The following is a 15311-nucleotide window of genomic DNA, read 5'->3' on the forward strand; positions in this document are numbered from 1 at the left end:
ACCCAGCCGCCGTTGGCGCGTACCCGGTGGTGGGGTACGTGCCTGTAGGTCGGGGAGCCCCGTGAGGAGGAGCGCATGAAGCTGAGCCAGACCGGCGACCTGTGGTGGAAGAGCGCGGTCGTGTACTGCGCCGACGTCCAGACGTTCAACGACTCGGACGGCGACGGACAGGGCGACCTGCGCGGCATGACCGACCGCATCGAGTACCTCGCCGACCTCGGCATCACCTGCCTCTGGCTCATGCCGCTCTATCCGACGGCGGGTCGCGACGACGGCTACGACATCACCGACTTTTTCGGGGTCGACCCGCACCTGGGTGACCACGGCGACTTCGTCGAGCTCGTCCGCACGGCCAACGCCGCCGGCATCCGCGTCATCGTCGACTTCGTCATGAACCACACGAGCGACCAGCATCCCTGGTTCAAGCAGGCCCGGCGCAGCACGGACGCCCCGTACCGCGACTACTACGTCTGGTCCTCGAAGAAACCGCCGTCGACGAGGAAGGAGGTCGTCTTCCCGGACGCCGAGGACAGCATCTGGGAGCTCGACGAGCGCACCGGCGAGTGGTACCTGCACCACTTCTACCGCACTCAGCCCGACCTCAACGTCGCGAACCCGGCTGTGCAGGAGGAGATCTCGAAGACGCTCGGGTTCTGGCTGCAGCTCGGCGTGGACGGCTTCCGCGTGGACGCCGTCCCCTTCCTCTTCGCTCGCGACGGCGTGCCCGGTGTCGAGGACGACGACGCCTTCGACCCCGACCGCTACCTCGGTGACGTCCGCGCGTTCGTCCAGCGCCGCAAGGGCGCCGCCGTCCTGCTCGGCGAGGTCAACCTGCCCTACGAGCAGCAGGTCACCTTCTTCGGCGGGCCCGACGGCGACGGGCTGACGATGCAGTTCGACTTCAACGGCATGCAACGGCTCTACCTGTCCCTCGCCCGGGGTGAGGCCGGCCCGCTCGCCTCGGCCCTGCGAGAGCGTCCCACCCTGGACGAGACCAGCCAGTGGGCCAACTTCGTCCGCAACCACGACGAGCTGACGCTCGACAAGCTGTCCGAGGAGGAGCGTCAGGAGGTGTTCGAGGCCTTCGGGGCCGAGGAGGAGATGCAGCTCTACGGCCGTGGGCTGCGGCGCCGGCTGCCCACGATGCTCGGCGGCGACCAGCGCCGCATCCGGCTCGTCTACTCGCTGATGTTCTCCCTGCCCGGCACGCCGGTGCTCTTCTACGGCGAGGAGATCGGCATGGGCGAGAACCTCGCCGTCCCCGGACGGCTCTCGGTGCGCACGCCGATGCAGTGGTCCACCCAGCCCAACGGGGGGTTCTCGAGCGCGCCGGCTCGTCGCCTCGCCCGCCCGCTGCCGGACGGGCTCTACGGACCCGAGCACGTCAACGCCGTCGAGCAGCGCAAGGACCCCGGCTCGCTGTGGTCCTTCGTGCGCCGGCTCGTGCGCACGTACCGGCAGATGCCGCAGCTCGGGTGGTCGACGGTCGAGGTGCTCGACCACGACCAGGCGGCGGTGCTCGCCCACGTCTGCCACCGCGACGACTGGCGGATGCTGGCCGTGCACAACCTCGGCCCCGACTCCTGCGTCGTCACCCTCACCGTCGAGGACCCGCCACCGGACGCCGTCCTGCGCGACGTCCTCGCGAACGACGCCGACGTCCCACTCCCTGCGGACGGACGCGTCGAGCTCCCGGTCGAGGGCTACTCCGGACGCTGGCTGCGGGTCCTGCGCCCGGGCGAGGAATGCTTCGTCTGAACCGGCCGGGGCCGCCCGCCCCCACTACGCTCGCCGCATGACCCAGGACCTCGTCGTCCCCCTCGCGCCGGGCGTGTGGCGCATCCCCCTGCTGCGCGACCTCGTCAACGGCTTCGCGTTCCGCGACGAGGACGGCCAGGTGACGCTCGTCGACATGGGCGTCCGGAGCAGCGGGCCCAAGGTGGTCGCCGCCCTCGGGGCGATCGGGTCCGGCCCCTCCGACGTGACGCGCCTGCTGCTGACCCACGCGCACCCGGACCACGCCGGTGGCGCGGCGCACGTCGCCGAGGCGACCGGACGCGGCTTCACCGTCCACACCGAGGATGCCCGGTTCGCGGCAGACGGGTCCTCGCCGCCCCGCGACCCCCGCTTCCTGCTCGGCCGCCTCTTCCAACGCTTCTCGCGCCCCGGCCGCGACTTCACACCGGTCGCGGTCGAGCACGAGATGCACGACGGCGAGGTGCTGCCGATCGCCGGGGGCCTGCGCGTCGCGCACACGCCCGGTCACTCACCCGGCCACGTCTCCCTGCTGCACGAGCCGACCGGCGTCCTCGTCACGGGGGACGCGATCTTCAACGTGCGCGGGCTCCGGTGGCCGATCAAGGCCTTCTGCACCGACTTCCGGATGACGCAGCAGACCGCCCACCGCCTCGCCGAGCTCGACTACGACGTGGCCGCGTTCACGCACGGCGCCGAGCTGCGTGAACGGCCGCGCGAGGCCATCCGCACCTTCCTGCTGCGGCACGCGCGCGCCTGACGCGACCTCGGACACCGCACCGGCTCGACGTCGGGCCGACGGTGTGGCGCTCGGTGCGAGGGGTACGACGCGCCCGTGACCACCTTCGGATACACCCTCATGACCGAGCAGAGCGGCCCCAAGGACCTCGTGCGCTGGGCGGTGGCTGCCGAGCAGGCCGGCTTCGACTTCGAGGTGTGCAGCGACCACTACTCGCCGTGGCTCACCGAGCAGGGCCACGCGCCGTACGCGTGGTCGGTGCTCGGCGCCGTCGCCCACGCCACCGAGCGGGTCGGGCTCATGACCTACGTGACGTGCCCGACGATCCGGTACCACCCCGCCGTCGTGGCCCAGAAGGCCGCGACCCTCCAGCTGCTGGCCGACGGGCGGTTCACGCTCGGCCTCGGCAGCGGCGAGAGCCTCAACGAGCACGTCGTCGGCGAGGGATGGCCCGGCGTCGTGACGCGCCAGGACATGCTGGCCGAGGCGATCGGCATCATCCGCGAGCTGCACACCGGCGAGCTCGTCACGCACCACGGCGAGTACTTCGACGTCGACTCCGCCCGCATCTGGGACTGCCCGGACGGCGGCGTGCCGATCGCGGTCGCCGTCAGCGGCGACCGGTCCATCGCGCGGCTCGCCCCGCACGCCGACCACCTCGTCGCGGTGCAGCCGGACGCGGAGACCATCTCGACGTGGAACGGGACCGAGGGCGCGCCCCGCATCGGCGACGGTGCCCGCGCGGTCGGCCAGGTCCCGGTCTGCTGGGACCCCGACGAGCGGACCGCGGTCGAGCGGGCGCACCGGCAGTTCCGGTGGTTCGGCGGCGGCTGGTCGGTCAACAGCGACCTGCCGACGCCGGCGGGCTTCCGCGGCGCCACCCAGTTCGTGCGCCCCGAGGACGTCGCCGCGTCGATCCCGTGCGGTCCCGACCTCGACCGCATCGTCGAGGCCGTCAGCCCCTACTGGGAGGCGGGGTTCACCGACATCGCGCTCGTCCAGGTCGGCGGCGACGCGCAGGAGGAGTTCCTGTCCGACGCGGCGGGCCCGCTGCTCGAGAAGCTGCGCGCGTCAGCCGGCTGACTCCCGCTCGGCGAGCAGACGCTCGCGGCGCTTGGTGATGTCCGCGCACTCGAGGCAGATCTCCTCCGGCACGAGGCCGACGCGCATGAGCCCGGAGAAGAGGATGCAGCCGACACAGATGCCGAAGACCGACTCGAGGAACGGGAAGACGACCATGACCGCGCCGATCGCGACGAGCCCGACGTGTGGCCCCGAGGACCCGGTCGCCGCCCCGAGGAGCCAGAGCGCGGTCGCGGCGAGCGTCATGACGGCGCCGATGCTCGCCGCGAACCGCTTCGGCGTGCCGGCCGTCGGCTGCTTGGCCGCCCGGACGGCGGGTCGGATCCACCGCCGGACGAGCTGCGCTGCCGGGCTGGCCTGCGGTCCGAGCGCTGCCCGCAGCGTGAAGTCGACGGCGAGGACGGCGTAGAGCCACCACTGCTGCGTCGACAGCGCGACGGCGCCGACGACGAGGACGACGGCGGCCACGAGCCGCACCGTCACGTCGTCGACGACCGCGGGGAAGCGCGAGGAACTCATGCCTGCATTATGACCTCCATAAGGCTGACTTATGCAAGCCGGTGGTCGGGATGCGACCCGGCCTCACCGCGTGGACGCGTGCTCCTTCGCCGGGGGCGTCACCCGTGCCCCAGCCGCGACGCCCGACCGCCGGGCGAGGGCGACGTGCTCGAGCAGGTGCAGGACGAGGTCGAGGCCGGTCTTGCACCCGACGAGCAGGGCGACCGCCCCCGCGTCGCGGGCGGTCGGCCCGTCCGGTCCTCCGAGGAGGAGCAGGCCGGCGAGGACCGTGACCTGCAGGAGAGCCGTCCGCGGGTACGGGACCGCCCCGACGCGGGCAGGGTCGGCGAAGGCTCGCTCGCGCCGGCCGAACCAGTTGAGCCCGACGGACAGGAGGTGGCTGAGCAGGATCACCCCCGAGGTGGCCACCCAGTCGAGCGGACCGCCCCGCAGGCCCGCCAGGACGGCGAGGACCACCGCAACCACGCCGTGGACCACGGTGAGGACCCCGAAGCGCAGGGCGAAGGTGACCGCGTCGGCCGGGTCGCCGCTGACCCACGTCTTGGCGGCGAGCCACCGTTCGAGGCCGGCGAGCCGCGGCCCGCGCGGAAAACGGGGCCGGCCCGCGGGTCCCGGCTGGCGGCCGACGGGCGAGGGGTGGCGCCGACGCGTCGAGGTCAGCAGCCTCACCGTCGTCGTGAACCAGACGACGACGGTCTCGAACCAGTACACGAGCAGCACGTCGCCCATCCCGAGGCGCCCCTCGAGCACAGCCCAGAGCGGCAGGAGGTTCGCGCCGACGAGGATCGCCGCGCTCAGCGTCCGGGCCAGCGGGGAGGGCAGGCGACGGCCCAGCCGGGCCATGAGCTCGACGCCGAGGATGCGCAGGAGGGCGGTCACGGGCGCCCATCGTGCCATGGGCCCGTGACCGCCACCTGTCGAGAGGGTGGACGGCAGGTCACGCCGAGCGGAGCACCCGCAGGGCGCACCACGCGCAGACGACGAAGAGGGCGGCGCCGACGCCGGCCACGACGTTGAGGCTCGTCGTGAAGGCGGTCTGTGCGGCGGTGACGAGCTCGCGGGCGGCGTCCGCGGGCAGCGTCGACGCCGCCTGGACGGCCCCGGCGAGGGAGTCGAGCGCCGACGCCGTGGCGCCCGACGCGTGCCCCGCGGCGTACGGGGCGAGCTCGTCGCGGTAGACGAACGTCGCGAGAGAGCCGAGGCCGGCCACCCCGATGGCGATCCCGAACTCGCCCGACGTCTCCGACATCGAGGCCACCGAGCCGGCCCGCTCCGGCGGTGCGGACTGCATCATCACGCCCATCGTCAGCGTCGAGGGCAGCATGATCCCGAACGACGCGAGGCACATCCCGAAGACGAGCAGCCCGAGCCCCCCAGCGGCACCGACCTGCGTGTACAGGGCGAGGCCGGCCGCGCACACGAGCAACCCGTACGCCATGCTGCGCGCGGTGCCGAGGCGCCGGGCCACGCGGGCCGAGGTCGACGAGCCGACGAGCAGCGCGAGGTTGGCCGGCAGCATCCACAGGCCGGCGCCGAGCGGCGACAGGCCGGCGACGAGCTGGAGCCACTGCGAACCGAGGAACGACACCCCGGCCATGACGACGCCGCCGACGAGCATGACGGCCAGCGCCACCGAGAACGCCCGGCTGCGGAAGAGCGCGAGGTCGACGAGCGGGTTGGCGATCCGGCGCTGGCGCTTGACGAACAGGACGCCCATGGCCAGGCCCGCGGTGATCGTCGTCGCGGCGAGCGAGACGCTGCCGCCGCGGGCGATCTCCTTGAAGCCGTGGATGACCGGCAGGATCGTCGCGAGCGACAGGACCGAGCTGAGCACGTCGACGCGGGCGCCCGCGTGACGCTCGGACTCGGGCAGGACGCGTCGGCCGACGAGGACGAGCAGCACCATGAACGGCACCCCGAGCAGGAACGCCGAACCCCACCAGAAGTGCTGGAGCAGGACACCGCCGACGAGCGGGCCGACGGCCATGCCGCCCATGAAGCACGAGTACCAGACGCCGATGGCCGTCATCATCTGCTTCTCGTCGTGGAAGATCGTCCGAACCAGGCCCATCGTCGAGGGCATCAGGGTCGCGCCCGCGATCCCGAGGACCGCCCGCCAGACGATGAGCTGGCCGGGCCTGCTCGCGTAGGCCGCGCAGGCGCTCGCGACGCCGAAGGCGACCGCGCCCACGAGCAGCAGCCGCTTGCGGCCGATGCGGTCGCCGACCGCACCCATCGTCACGAGGAAGCCGGCCAGGACGAAGCTGTAGATGTCGAGCATCCACAGCTGCTGGGTCGTGCTCGCGTGCAGGTCGGCGGACAGCTCCGGCAACGCGAGGTAGAGGACGCTGACGTCGAGCGACAGCAGCAGGGCGGTCAGCGCCAGCACGCCGAGGGCGAGCCACTGGCGGCGCGTCGGCGTGCTGGCGGAGGTGCTGGCCGTGGTGGTGGCCGTGGTGGTGGTCTGGGGCTCGGTGATCGTCGTCATGCCCTCACGTCGATCACCGAACCGTCATTTCGACACGGCCTGCGCCATCGGGGCCAGGCCGCACGATGTGGCGAAGCCCTCCGACTCGATGCCGAGCGCGATGTTCGAGCGGGTCGTGAGGTTGGCGAACCCGATCACCGTGGTCAGCTCGACGAGCCCCGCCGGGCCGAGCTCGCGAAGCAGGTGCGCGACGAGCTCCTCGGACGGCTCGGGCGGCGTCTGGCTCATCGCCTCCGCGTACTCCATGACCGAGCGCTCGAGCGGCGAGAACACGTCGGACTCGCGCCACCTCGGGATCTCGCGGGCCTTGTCGACGTCGAGGCCCTGGTTGTAGGCCATGAAGTAGTTGAAGTCGAGGCACCACGAGCAGCCGAGCATGGCGGCGACGGCCATGTGCGCGAAGGACTTGAGGCCCTCGTCGCACTCGTGCGCCTTCTGGATCTTCTGGCCCAGGCCCATCGTGGCCCGCAGCAGGGGCTGGTGGTGCCACATCACGCCGAGCGACTCGGGGACGCGGCCGAACAGCTTCATGCTGAACCGCTTGACGAGGGCGCCGTAGGGGCCGGTGATCTCCTTGGCGGGGATCCTGGTGGTCATCGTGTCCTCCTGTGGGTGGTGGGAACTCGTCCGTCGACAGGTGGACACGCGGCGGCGCAGATGTGTGACATCGGCCTGCACGACGCGTCGTCGGCACCACCGCCTACGCTCGGGGGATGGCCCTACACATCGGTGCGCACGTCGACCAGGAGGACCCGATCGCCGAGGCGAAGGCGCGGGGAGCCTCGCTCTCGCAGCTGTTCCTCGGCGACCCGCAGAGCTACAAGGGCCCGGTCGTCCGGTACGCCGGCGGCGCCGAGGCGCTCAAGGCCGACGCCGCGGCCGCGGGCATCGACCTCTGGGTGCACGCGCCGTACCCGATCAACGTCGCGAGCCTCAACAACCGCATCCGCATCCCGGGCCGCAAGCTGCTCCAGCAGCACCTCACGGCGGCCGCCGAGATCGGCGCCAAGGGCGTCATCGTGCACGGCGGGCACCTCGGCGCCGACGAGGACGCCGCGACGGGCTTCGACAACTGGCGCAAGTGCATCGACGGCCTCGACCTGCCGGTGCCGCTGCTCATCGAGAACACCGCGGGCGGCGACAACGCGATGGCGCGTCGGCTCGAGGCCATCGCCCGCCTCTGGGACGCCGTCGGGCAGGCCTCCGGCAGCGAGAACGTCGGCTTCTGCCTCGACACCTGCCACGCGCACGCCGGCGGCAACGACCTCGGCAGCGTCGTCGACCAGGTCCGCGCCATCACCGGCCGCATCGACCTCGTCCACGCCAACGACTCCCGCGACGAGTTCGACTCCGGGGCCGACCGGCACACGAACTTCGGCTCGGGTCACATCGACGGCGACGCGCTCGCCGACGTCGTCCGCGCCGCCGGCGCACCGGTCGTCTGCGAGACCCCGGGCGGTGTCGCGGGGCAGGCCGCCGACATCTCGTGGCTGCGCGACCGGGTCGGGTGACCGTTTCCTGACCCGAACCTGACCCGCGGGGGACCCGTCTGCCCGTACCGTGCTGGCTAGGACCGTCCTCGGGGGATCGTCCGGCGGCCGACCCGTCCCAGGAGGCTCCATGCGCAGGATCAGCTCACTCGTGGCCGGTGCCCTCGGCGCCGGCGCCCTCGTCCTCTCGCTCACGGCCGCCCCGGGGGCCACCGCCTCCGGCACCGGGCACGCCCCGACGCGCGGCACCCCGACGCCGCACCCGGCGGCGACGACGCCGGCCGAGCAGCAGCGGGTCCTCGCCTACTGGACGACCGCCCGCATGAAGAGCGCCATCCCCCGCGAGAACACGTACGTCGCGGCGAAGGGCAAGCCCGGCGGCGGCACGAGCGGCGCGCAGGCGGTGCAGGTGCCGGCCTCGCCGCTGTTCGGCAAGGTCTTCTTCACCGAGAAGGGCCTCAACTACGTCTGCTCCGGCACGGTGACCCAGAGCTCGAGCGGCTCGCTCGTCACGACCGCCGGCCACTGCGTCAACGAGGGCCCGGGCGCCTACGTCACCAACTTCGCCTTCGTGCCCCAGTACGAGAACGGCGTCCGTCCCTACGGGACGTTCACCGCGGCATCGCTCCTGACGACCGACGCCTGGCGCACCAGCGGTGACTTCAACCACGACATCGGCTTCGCCGTCATGAACCCGCTCGGCGGCAAGACCCTCTCGGCGACCGTCGGCGGCTCGTACCCGATCGCCTTCAACCTCGGCTACGGCCGCACCTTCGACGCGTACGGCTACCCGCAGGCCAGCCCCTACGACGGCCAGACGCTGTGGCGGTGCAGCGGCCCGACGACGATGGACACCCGCGGCTCCACCGACAACCGGCTGCCGTGCAGCATGACCGGCGGTTCGTCGGGCGGCGGCTGGATCACCGGTGGGCAGCTCAACTCGCTCAACTCGTTCGGCTACCGCGGCGAGAAGGACGTCATGTACGGGCCCTACTTCGGCACCGTCGAGCAGAGCCTCTACACGCAGGTCGACTGAGGGGCGGGGCGGCCCCGCCTGACGCGCCGCACCGGTCGCGTCAGGCGTGGTCGCCCGCTCACACCCGGACGGCTGCGAGACTCCTGGCGTGGCACCCCCCGACCGACCTGCCGACCCACCTCCCGACGGTGAGTCGCTCGTCGCCCTCCGCGGCGCCGACGTCCTCGTGCGCACGTGGTCCCGACGGACCTCCGCGGCGGCCCCGGCGGCGGCCCCGACGGCGGCCCCGGCGGCGGCCCCACCCGTGCTGCTGCTCCACGCCACCGGTGAGTCCTCGCTCGACTGGGCCCGCGTGGCCCCCGACCTGCGGACCGACCGGACCGTCGTCGCGCCGGACGCCCGCGGCCACGGCGGCAGCAGCCGTCCGGGCTCCTACCGCCTCGAGGAGATGGCCGCCGACGCGGTCGCCGTCGCCGGCACCGTCCCGGCCCTCGCCGATGCCGACGCCTACGACGTCGTCGGGCACTCCATGGGCGGCCTCGTCGCGCTCCTCGTCGCGGCCACCGAACCCCGACGCGTCCGTCGGCTCGTCCTCGAGGACGCCCCCCTGCCGTACCCGCGCACCCCGAACCCGCCGGCCCGGCCGGACACGGACCCCGGGTTCGACTGGCAGATGGTCCTGCAGGTGCGGGCGCAGATCGACGACCCCGACCCGGGGTGGGCCGACGTGGCGCGCTCGGTCCGCTGCCCCGCGCTCGTCGTGTGGGGCGGGCCGTCGAGCCCGATGCCGGCCGAGCACGTCGCCGAGCTGGCCCGGACCCTGCCCGCCGGGCGTCTGGTGCGCGTGGACGGCGGCCACCTCGTCCACCCCACCGACCCCGACGGCTTCCTCGCCGCCGTGCGACCGTTCCTCGCCGCGGACTGACCCCGCTCCGCACGGGCGGCCGGCCCGCCGACGGGCCGTGGCCGTCGACGGGCCGGTCGGTCCGACGTGCTGGGCCGGTCGCGTCAGCGCACCGTGACCGTCAGCGTCCCCAGGACGTCGGAGCGGGAGTCGGACACGAGCACCCGCACCCGGTAGGTGCCGGCCGTGGCCCACGTGTGCTTCCCGCTGATCGTGGCGACGCCGTCGGCACCCGGTGCCGAGACCGTGGCGTCCTCCGTGACGGTCCCGTCGCCCCACTGGACGCGGGCCGTGTACCGGCCGTCCGGCACACCGCCGCCCACCGAGCCGAGCGCGACGTCGGTGGCCGCACCCGCCGAGGCCGACACGTCGGCACCCGGCTTCACCTGCATCGCCGAACCGTTGTCCGCCACGGCGAACACGTGGATCCGGCCGGCCGTGGCCGGGTCACCGGTCTGCGTCGGCAGCGTGACGGACCGGACCGTCTTGCCCGACGGGATGTCGAGCGGGGCGGTCGCGAACAGCGTGGCGTGGCAGCTGTCCGTGCTCGTGCCGTTGAGGCGGTAGGCCATCTGGATCGCGACGACGTTGCCGAACCGGGGCGAGCCGCACCAGTCGCCGTACTGCACCGGGTAGCTCGTGGTCGAGCCGTCGGTGAAGCGCACCGTCGCGGTGGTGTCCTGGTCCCTCTGCGTCGCGGTGCCGATGAGGGACAGCTTCGTCGCACCCGGCGCGAGCGAGACCTCGAGGGTCTGCCCGGCGCCCGTCGCGTTGTCCTTCTGGCCCACCGGGATGCCCGGCATCGAGAACCTCAGGTCCGTCCCCGGGACGGTGAGCAGCGTGCCGGGCACACCGCCCGCCGCCGCGAGCGCCTCACGGGACAGGCCCGCCCGGTCGCCGTCGCACGGGACGGAGTCGCCGACGTTGCCGAAGCAGACCGAGTCGAACCCGGCCGCGTACGAGGGCACCGACGCCGTGTGGACCGTGGCGCCGCCGAGGGCGGAGCCGCTGTCGTTCGCCGTCGTCACCGTGACCTTCGGCTGGTAGTAGCCCGGCTCGGCCCACGTGTGGCTGCCGCGGACCGTGAAGGACCCGAGGTCGCCGGCCGTGATGGTGCCGTCCGAGCTCGAGCCGTCACCCCAGGCGATGGTCGCCGTGGCGGTGGCCGACGGGTCCTGGCCCTGGCCGACGCCACCGGAGAAGGTGCCGACGGTGCCGGTCCACGCGGTGTCCTCGGACGTCTCGAACGCCGGACCGGCGGTGACCTTGATGCCGGTGTTCTCCGCCTTCGAGCCGTCGGTGAGGAGCTCGACCTCCGAGAGGTTCGGCGCCGCCGCCCCCTTCGTCGCCGTGACGACGAGACGGTAGGAGGTGTAGGTGCCGGTGTCGGCCAGCCGGAACGGACGCGTCTGCACCCGCCACGGGAAGGACTGGTCGGTGCGCGTGTCGAGCGTGCGCCACGTCGTGCCGCCGTCCTTGGATCCCTCGACGCGCCACGCGGACGGGTCGCCCGCGGCCGGGCCGGAGGTGATCGTGTACCACGTGGCCCGCTGCCCGACGCCCGACAGGTCGAACGTGACGGTCGGCGTGGCCGAGGCGAACGCGGCAGAGGTGCGCGACGTGTCGTCGAAGAGCTTCGCGGCCTCGGCACCGTCCGCGAGCCCGGTTGCCGACGCGGTGCCACGACCCGGACCGGTCATGTCGCGCAGTGGCTTCGGGGCCTCGGTGCCCGTCGTCAGCGACGTCGGGGCGTCCTGGGCCCGGGCGCCGAAGTCCGACGGCGCGGATCCCATCGCGAAGTCGAGCCGCGTCGGACCGGCCAGCTGCGACTGGTCGACCGAGACCGACTTCTGCTTCTGGCCGTCGACGGTCAGGCCCTGGACGTAGAGGTTCTTCTCCGAGTTGCCCGGGGCGTTGACGACGAGGTCGCCCTGCGTGCGGTGCACCGTGACCTGCGAGAACTTCGGCGAGCCGACGGCCCACTGGGACGAGCCGACCTGCAGGGGGTAGAGGCCGAGCGAGGACAGGACGTACCACGCCGACATCTCGCCGTTGTCCTCGTCGCCGGGGTAGCCCTGGCCGGTCTCGGTGCCGACGTAGAGACGGCGCAGGATCTCGCGGACCTTCTCGGCCGTCTTGTACTGCTGGCCGGTCCAGTCGTACATGTACGCGATGTGGTGCGAGACCTGGTTGGACTGGCCGAGCTGGCCCATCCGGACGTCCCGTGCCTCGAGCATCTCGTGGATCGTGCCGCCGTACCCGCCGGGCTTCGTCGCGGTCTCCGGCGTCGCGAAGAACGTGTCGAGCTTCTTCGCGAGGGCGTCGCGACCGCCGTAGAGGTTCGCCAGACCGTTGCCGTCCTGCGGTGCGTGGAAGGCGAAGTTCCAGCCGTTCGTCTCCGTGTAGTCGCCGCCCCAGGCCTCGGGGTCGAAGGTCGCCGGGAAGCTGCCGTCGGGCCCCCGGCCCTGGAAGAACCCGACCTTCGGGTTGAAGGCGTTGACGTAGTGCGTGGCCCGCTCGAGGAAGTACTGCGACTCCTCCTTCAGCTGCGCGCGGCGGTCGGCCGGGGTGGCCGGGTCCGTGGCCAGCTTGGCCGCCATGTTGCCGATGCCGAAGTCGTTGACCAGGCCCTCGAGACCCCACGAGACCGACTCGCCGGTGCTCGTGCTCGTGTAGCCGAGGAAGATCGAGGTGTCGAGGCCCTTGCGGCCCACGGCGCTCGAGGTCGGCAGGACGGTCGCGTTCTTCAGCGCGGCGTCGTAGGTGCCGAGCGGGTCGGGCAGCTTGACGCCCTTGACGTACGCGTCGGCGAAGGCGACGTCCGAGCTGGTGCCGGTCATGAGGTCCGCGTAGCCCGGCGAGCTCCACCGGGCGACCCAGCCGCCGTCGCGGTACTGCTGGACGAAGCCGTCGGCGATCTCGGCCGCCACCTCCGGATAGAGGAGGCTGTAGGCCGGCCACACGGTCCGGTAGGTGTCCCAGAAGCCGTTGTTGACGTAGACCCTGCCGTCCTTGACGGCGGCGTTGGTCGTCGTCGCGGTGGCCGAACCGGACTTGGCCGCAACGGGGCTCGCGTACCGGTACCGGGGTGCCGTTGCAGTGCCGGTGTTCTCGAACTGGCTGTTCGGGTAGAGGTTGAGCCGGTAGAGGTTCGAGTAGAGCGTCGTGCGTTGCGTGTCGGCGTCCGTGTCGGCGTTGGTCTCGACGCCCACGACGCCGAGCCGGTCGTTCCACGCCGTGTTCGCGGCCGCGTGGACGGCGTCGAAGTCGCGGGCGGCCAGCTCGAGCGCGTGGTTGCGCCTCGCCTGGTCGAGCGAGATGAACGACGTGGCCAGCTTGAGAACGACGGTCTTGTCCGTGCTCGTGTCGAAGGAGGCGTAGCGCGTGCCGGCGTGCCCGTTCGGGGCGGTGCCTGCGGCGGTCGCGGGCCGGTCGAAGGTGCCGTAGACGAACATGCGGCTGCGGCCGGCGGACAGGCCGCTGCCGTTGTCGACCCAGCCGGTCACCGTGCCGGCCGCGGCGTCGACGGTGAACGTGCCGTTGTCGTCGACGGTGTCGAGGACGAGGCTGCCCTTGGCCGTGCCGGACGGGAAGGTGAACCGGTAGACGCCGCCGTGGTCGGCCGGCGTCATCTCCGCCACGAGGCCGCCCTGGAGCACGGCCTTGTAGTAGTCCGGCCGGGCCACCTCGGTCCGGTGGTCGAAGGTGAGGGAGCGACCGGACGCGCTGCCCGTCGGGATACCGGTCGTCGCCGACGGCATGACCGAGAGCTGGTTGCGGTCACCCATCCACGGGCTGGGCTCGTGCGAGATCGCCAAGCCCTGCATCACCGGCAGGTTCGAGGCGTTGTTGGCCGACTGGTAGTAGTACTCCCACGACTGCGAGTTCGCGTTGGTCACGGGGATGAAGAACGTGAACCCGTTGGGCAGCGCGCTGATCGGCAGGTTGTTGCCGCGCGAGAAGCTGCCCGACGCGTTGGTGCCCCGACGCGTGTCGACGAAGTTCGTCAGGTCGGACGCGTCGACCGCGGCCGGGTGGGCCGCGACGTCGAGGTCGTCGATCCAGCCGCCGAAGCGGGTGTCCTTCTTCGCCGTGTCGTTGTCGTAGCCGACGAGGATGCGGTCGATGGTCTTGCCGGCGGCGACCCTGCCGACGTCGACCGACACCGAGTTCCACTGGTTGGCGTAGAGGATCTTGCCCCTGCCCTGGCCGTTCGGGCTCGCCGCGACACCGTTGGCGTCGGTGGCCTCCAGGTCGGACAGGTACGTCCCGTCGGTGAAGCGCAGGTCGAGCGCGCTGTACGTCGACGGGTAGCTGAGGTCGCCCGCGACCATGTCGGGGAAGACCTTGTAGGACAGGCGAGTTGCGGGGTTGACGGGAAGGTCGACGTCGAAGAGGCGGTTCCAGGCGTAGCCGCGACCGTCGGCGGTGTGGCCACCGGAGTAGCGCAGCGCCCTGACGCCGGTCCAGCCGACGAGGGGCTTGATGTTGAAGCCGGAGATCGGCCCCGAGCCGACCTTCGTCACCATCGGCGTCGCCGGACCCGTGCCGGTCGAACCGTCGGAGATGTCCCAGTCGGCCAGCTGCACGATGCCGCCCGAGTGCACGGCGGTCACGTCGAGCCGGTAGTACGCGTAGCTGCGCGGGGTCGCCACCGAGAAGGTCTGCGTCGCGAACCGGCCCGAGAAGTCGATGCCGGTGCGCCGGTCGAGGTCGGTCCACGTCGTGCCGTCGGCCGAGCCCTGGAGCGTGAAGTCCTTCGGGTCGCGCTCGGGAGCGTCGTTGGCCGACGTCAGCGAGTAGCGGACCACCGTGGCCGGCGACGCGAGCTGGTAGCGGACCCAGCCGCTCGGGGCGAAGGCGAGCCACTTCGTGTCGGGGTTGGCGTCGGCGAGGTTCGCCGCCACCTCACCCGGCGAGTTCTCGGCACTGGCCGTGACGGCCGTGACCTGCCCGAGCAGGCTGCCGTCGACGCTGACCGTGCCGGTGACGTTCTTCTGCCGGGGCCCGTCGGGACCCACCTCGACCGTCGAGAACGCCGGCTGGGGGTCGCCGGCCTCGAAGGAGGTCGTGAAGCTGCCTGTGGTGTCGGCGGGGGCCGCCGCTGCGCGGGGCGGTCCGGCGACGGCCCCCATCGTCGAGCTGACCAGGAGCGCCATGGCGACGGCGCCTCTCTGGATCCCAGGTGTCAAACCCATCGGTTCCTCCGTGCTCGTCCTTGAGCTGAGCGGTGCAAGACCCCGCGAGACTTGCCCCGGGGGACGAGTGTCGTCAACGGTGCAGACCGTTCTTGTCCGGCCGGGACAGCCAATCGGACAGGAACCGCCCGACCGCCCCCTCTTTCGGCCCCATCCCGT

The 15311-nt window shown here is 72.3% G+C and carries 11 protein-coding genes; 6 read left to right on the plus strand and 5 right to left on the minus strand.

The window, feature by feature from the left end; translation table 11 throughout:
• Positions 1 to 75: 75 nt before the first annotated feature.
• The 3 genes from ACR9ZK_RS00640 to ACR9ZK_RS00650 all read left to right on the plus strand — a co-directional run bounded on the left by ACR9ZK_RS00640 (position 76) and on the right by ACR9ZK_RS00650 (position 3577).
• Positions 76 to 1758, plus strand: a complete 1683-nt coding sequence (locus ACR9ZK_RS00640; RefSeq protein WP_481338942.1) for an alpha-amylase family protein — start codon at positions 76 to 78, stop codon at positions 1756 to 1758.
• A gap of 37 nt (positions 1759 to 1795) precedes the next feature.
• Positions 1796 to 2515, plus strand: a complete 720-nt coding sequence (locus tag ACR9ZK_RS00645) for an MBL fold metallo-hydrolase (protein ID WP_481338944.1) — start codon at positions 1796 to 1798, stop codon at positions 2513 to 2515.
• A gap of 75 nt (positions 2516 to 2590) precedes the next feature.
• On the plus strand, positions 2591 to 3577 hold the full coding sequence (locus ACR9ZK_RS00650; protein ID WP_481338946.1) for an LLM class F420-dependent oxidoreductase: 987 nt from the start codon (positions 2591 to 2593) through the stop codon (positions 3575 to 3577).
• Here the strand turns inward: ACR9ZK_RS00650 and ACR9ZK_RS00655 are convergent.
• From ACR9ZK_RS00655 to ACR9ZK_RS00670, 4 genes are all read right to left on the minus strand, one after another.
• Entirely contained in the window at positions 3566 to 4096 is a 531-nt protein-coding gene (locus tag ACR9ZK_RS00655) for a DUF4395 domain-containing protein (protein ID WP_481338948.1), read from the minus strand. The two genes, ACR9ZK_RS00650 and ACR9ZK_RS00655, sit on opposite strands and share 12 nt — an antisense overlap.
• Positions 4097 to 4159: 63 nt before the next feature.
• Positions 4160 to 4975: a DUF6498-containing protein gene (locus ACR9ZK_RS00660; RefSeq protein ID WP_481338950.1), complete on the minus strand. Its 816-nt coding sequence runs from the start codon at positions 4973 to 4975 to the stop codon at positions 4160 to 4162.
• Between the two features lie 58 nt (positions 4976 to 5033).
• On the minus strand, positions 5034 to 6584 hold the full coding sequence (locus ACR9ZK_RS00665) for an MFS transporter (protein WP_481338952.1): 1551 nt from the start codon (positions 6582 to 6584) through the stop codon (positions 5034 to 5036).
• A gap of 24 nt (positions 6585 to 6608) precedes the next feature.
• Entirely contained in the window at positions 6609 to 7181 is a 573-nt protein-coding gene (locus ACR9ZK_RS00670) for a carboxymuconolactone decarboxylase family protein (protein ID WP_481338954.1), read from the minus strand.
• A gap of 116 nt (positions 7182 to 7297) precedes the next feature.
• On the opposite strand from ACR9ZK_RS00670, the gene ACR9ZK_RS00675 reads away from it, so the two are divergent.
• The 3 genes from ACR9ZK_RS00675 to ACR9ZK_RS00685 all read left to right on the plus strand — a co-directional run bounded on the left by ACR9ZK_RS00675 (position 7298) and on the right by ACR9ZK_RS00685 (position 9975).
• Complete coding sequence (locus ACR9ZK_RS00675; RefSeq protein ID WP_481338956.1) at positions 7298 to 8095, plus strand: deoxyribonuclease IV; 798 nt, start codon at positions 7298 to 7300, stop codon at positions 8093 to 8095.
• Between the two features lie 109 nt (positions 8096 to 8204).
• Complete coding sequence (locus ACR9ZK_RS00680) at positions 8205 to 9110, plus strand: trypsin-like serine peptidase (protein ID WP_481338958.1); 906 nt, start codon at positions 8205 to 8207, stop codon at positions 9108 to 9110.
• 88 nt (positions 9111 to 9198) lie between these two features.
• Entirely contained in the window at positions 9199 to 9975 is a 777-nt protein-coding gene (locus tag ACR9ZK_RS00685) for an alpha/beta fold hydrolase (RefSeq protein WP_481338960.1), read from the plus strand.
• Between the two features lie 83 nt (positions 9976 to 10058).
• Here ACR9ZK_RS00685 and ACR9ZK_RS00690 read toward each other — a convergent pair whose 3' ends face one another.
• Positions 10059 to 15113 (minus strand): GH92 family glycosyl hydrolase, encoded by a 5055-nt coding sequence (locus tag ACR9ZK_RS00690; protein WP_481338962.1) that lies wholly within the window; start codon positions 15111 to 15113, stop codon positions 10059 to 10061.
• Between the last annotated feature and the right edge of the window lie 198 nt (positions 15114 to 15311).

The sequence above is a fragment of the Monashia sp. HAY1-5C genome (genome assembly GCF_056755255.1).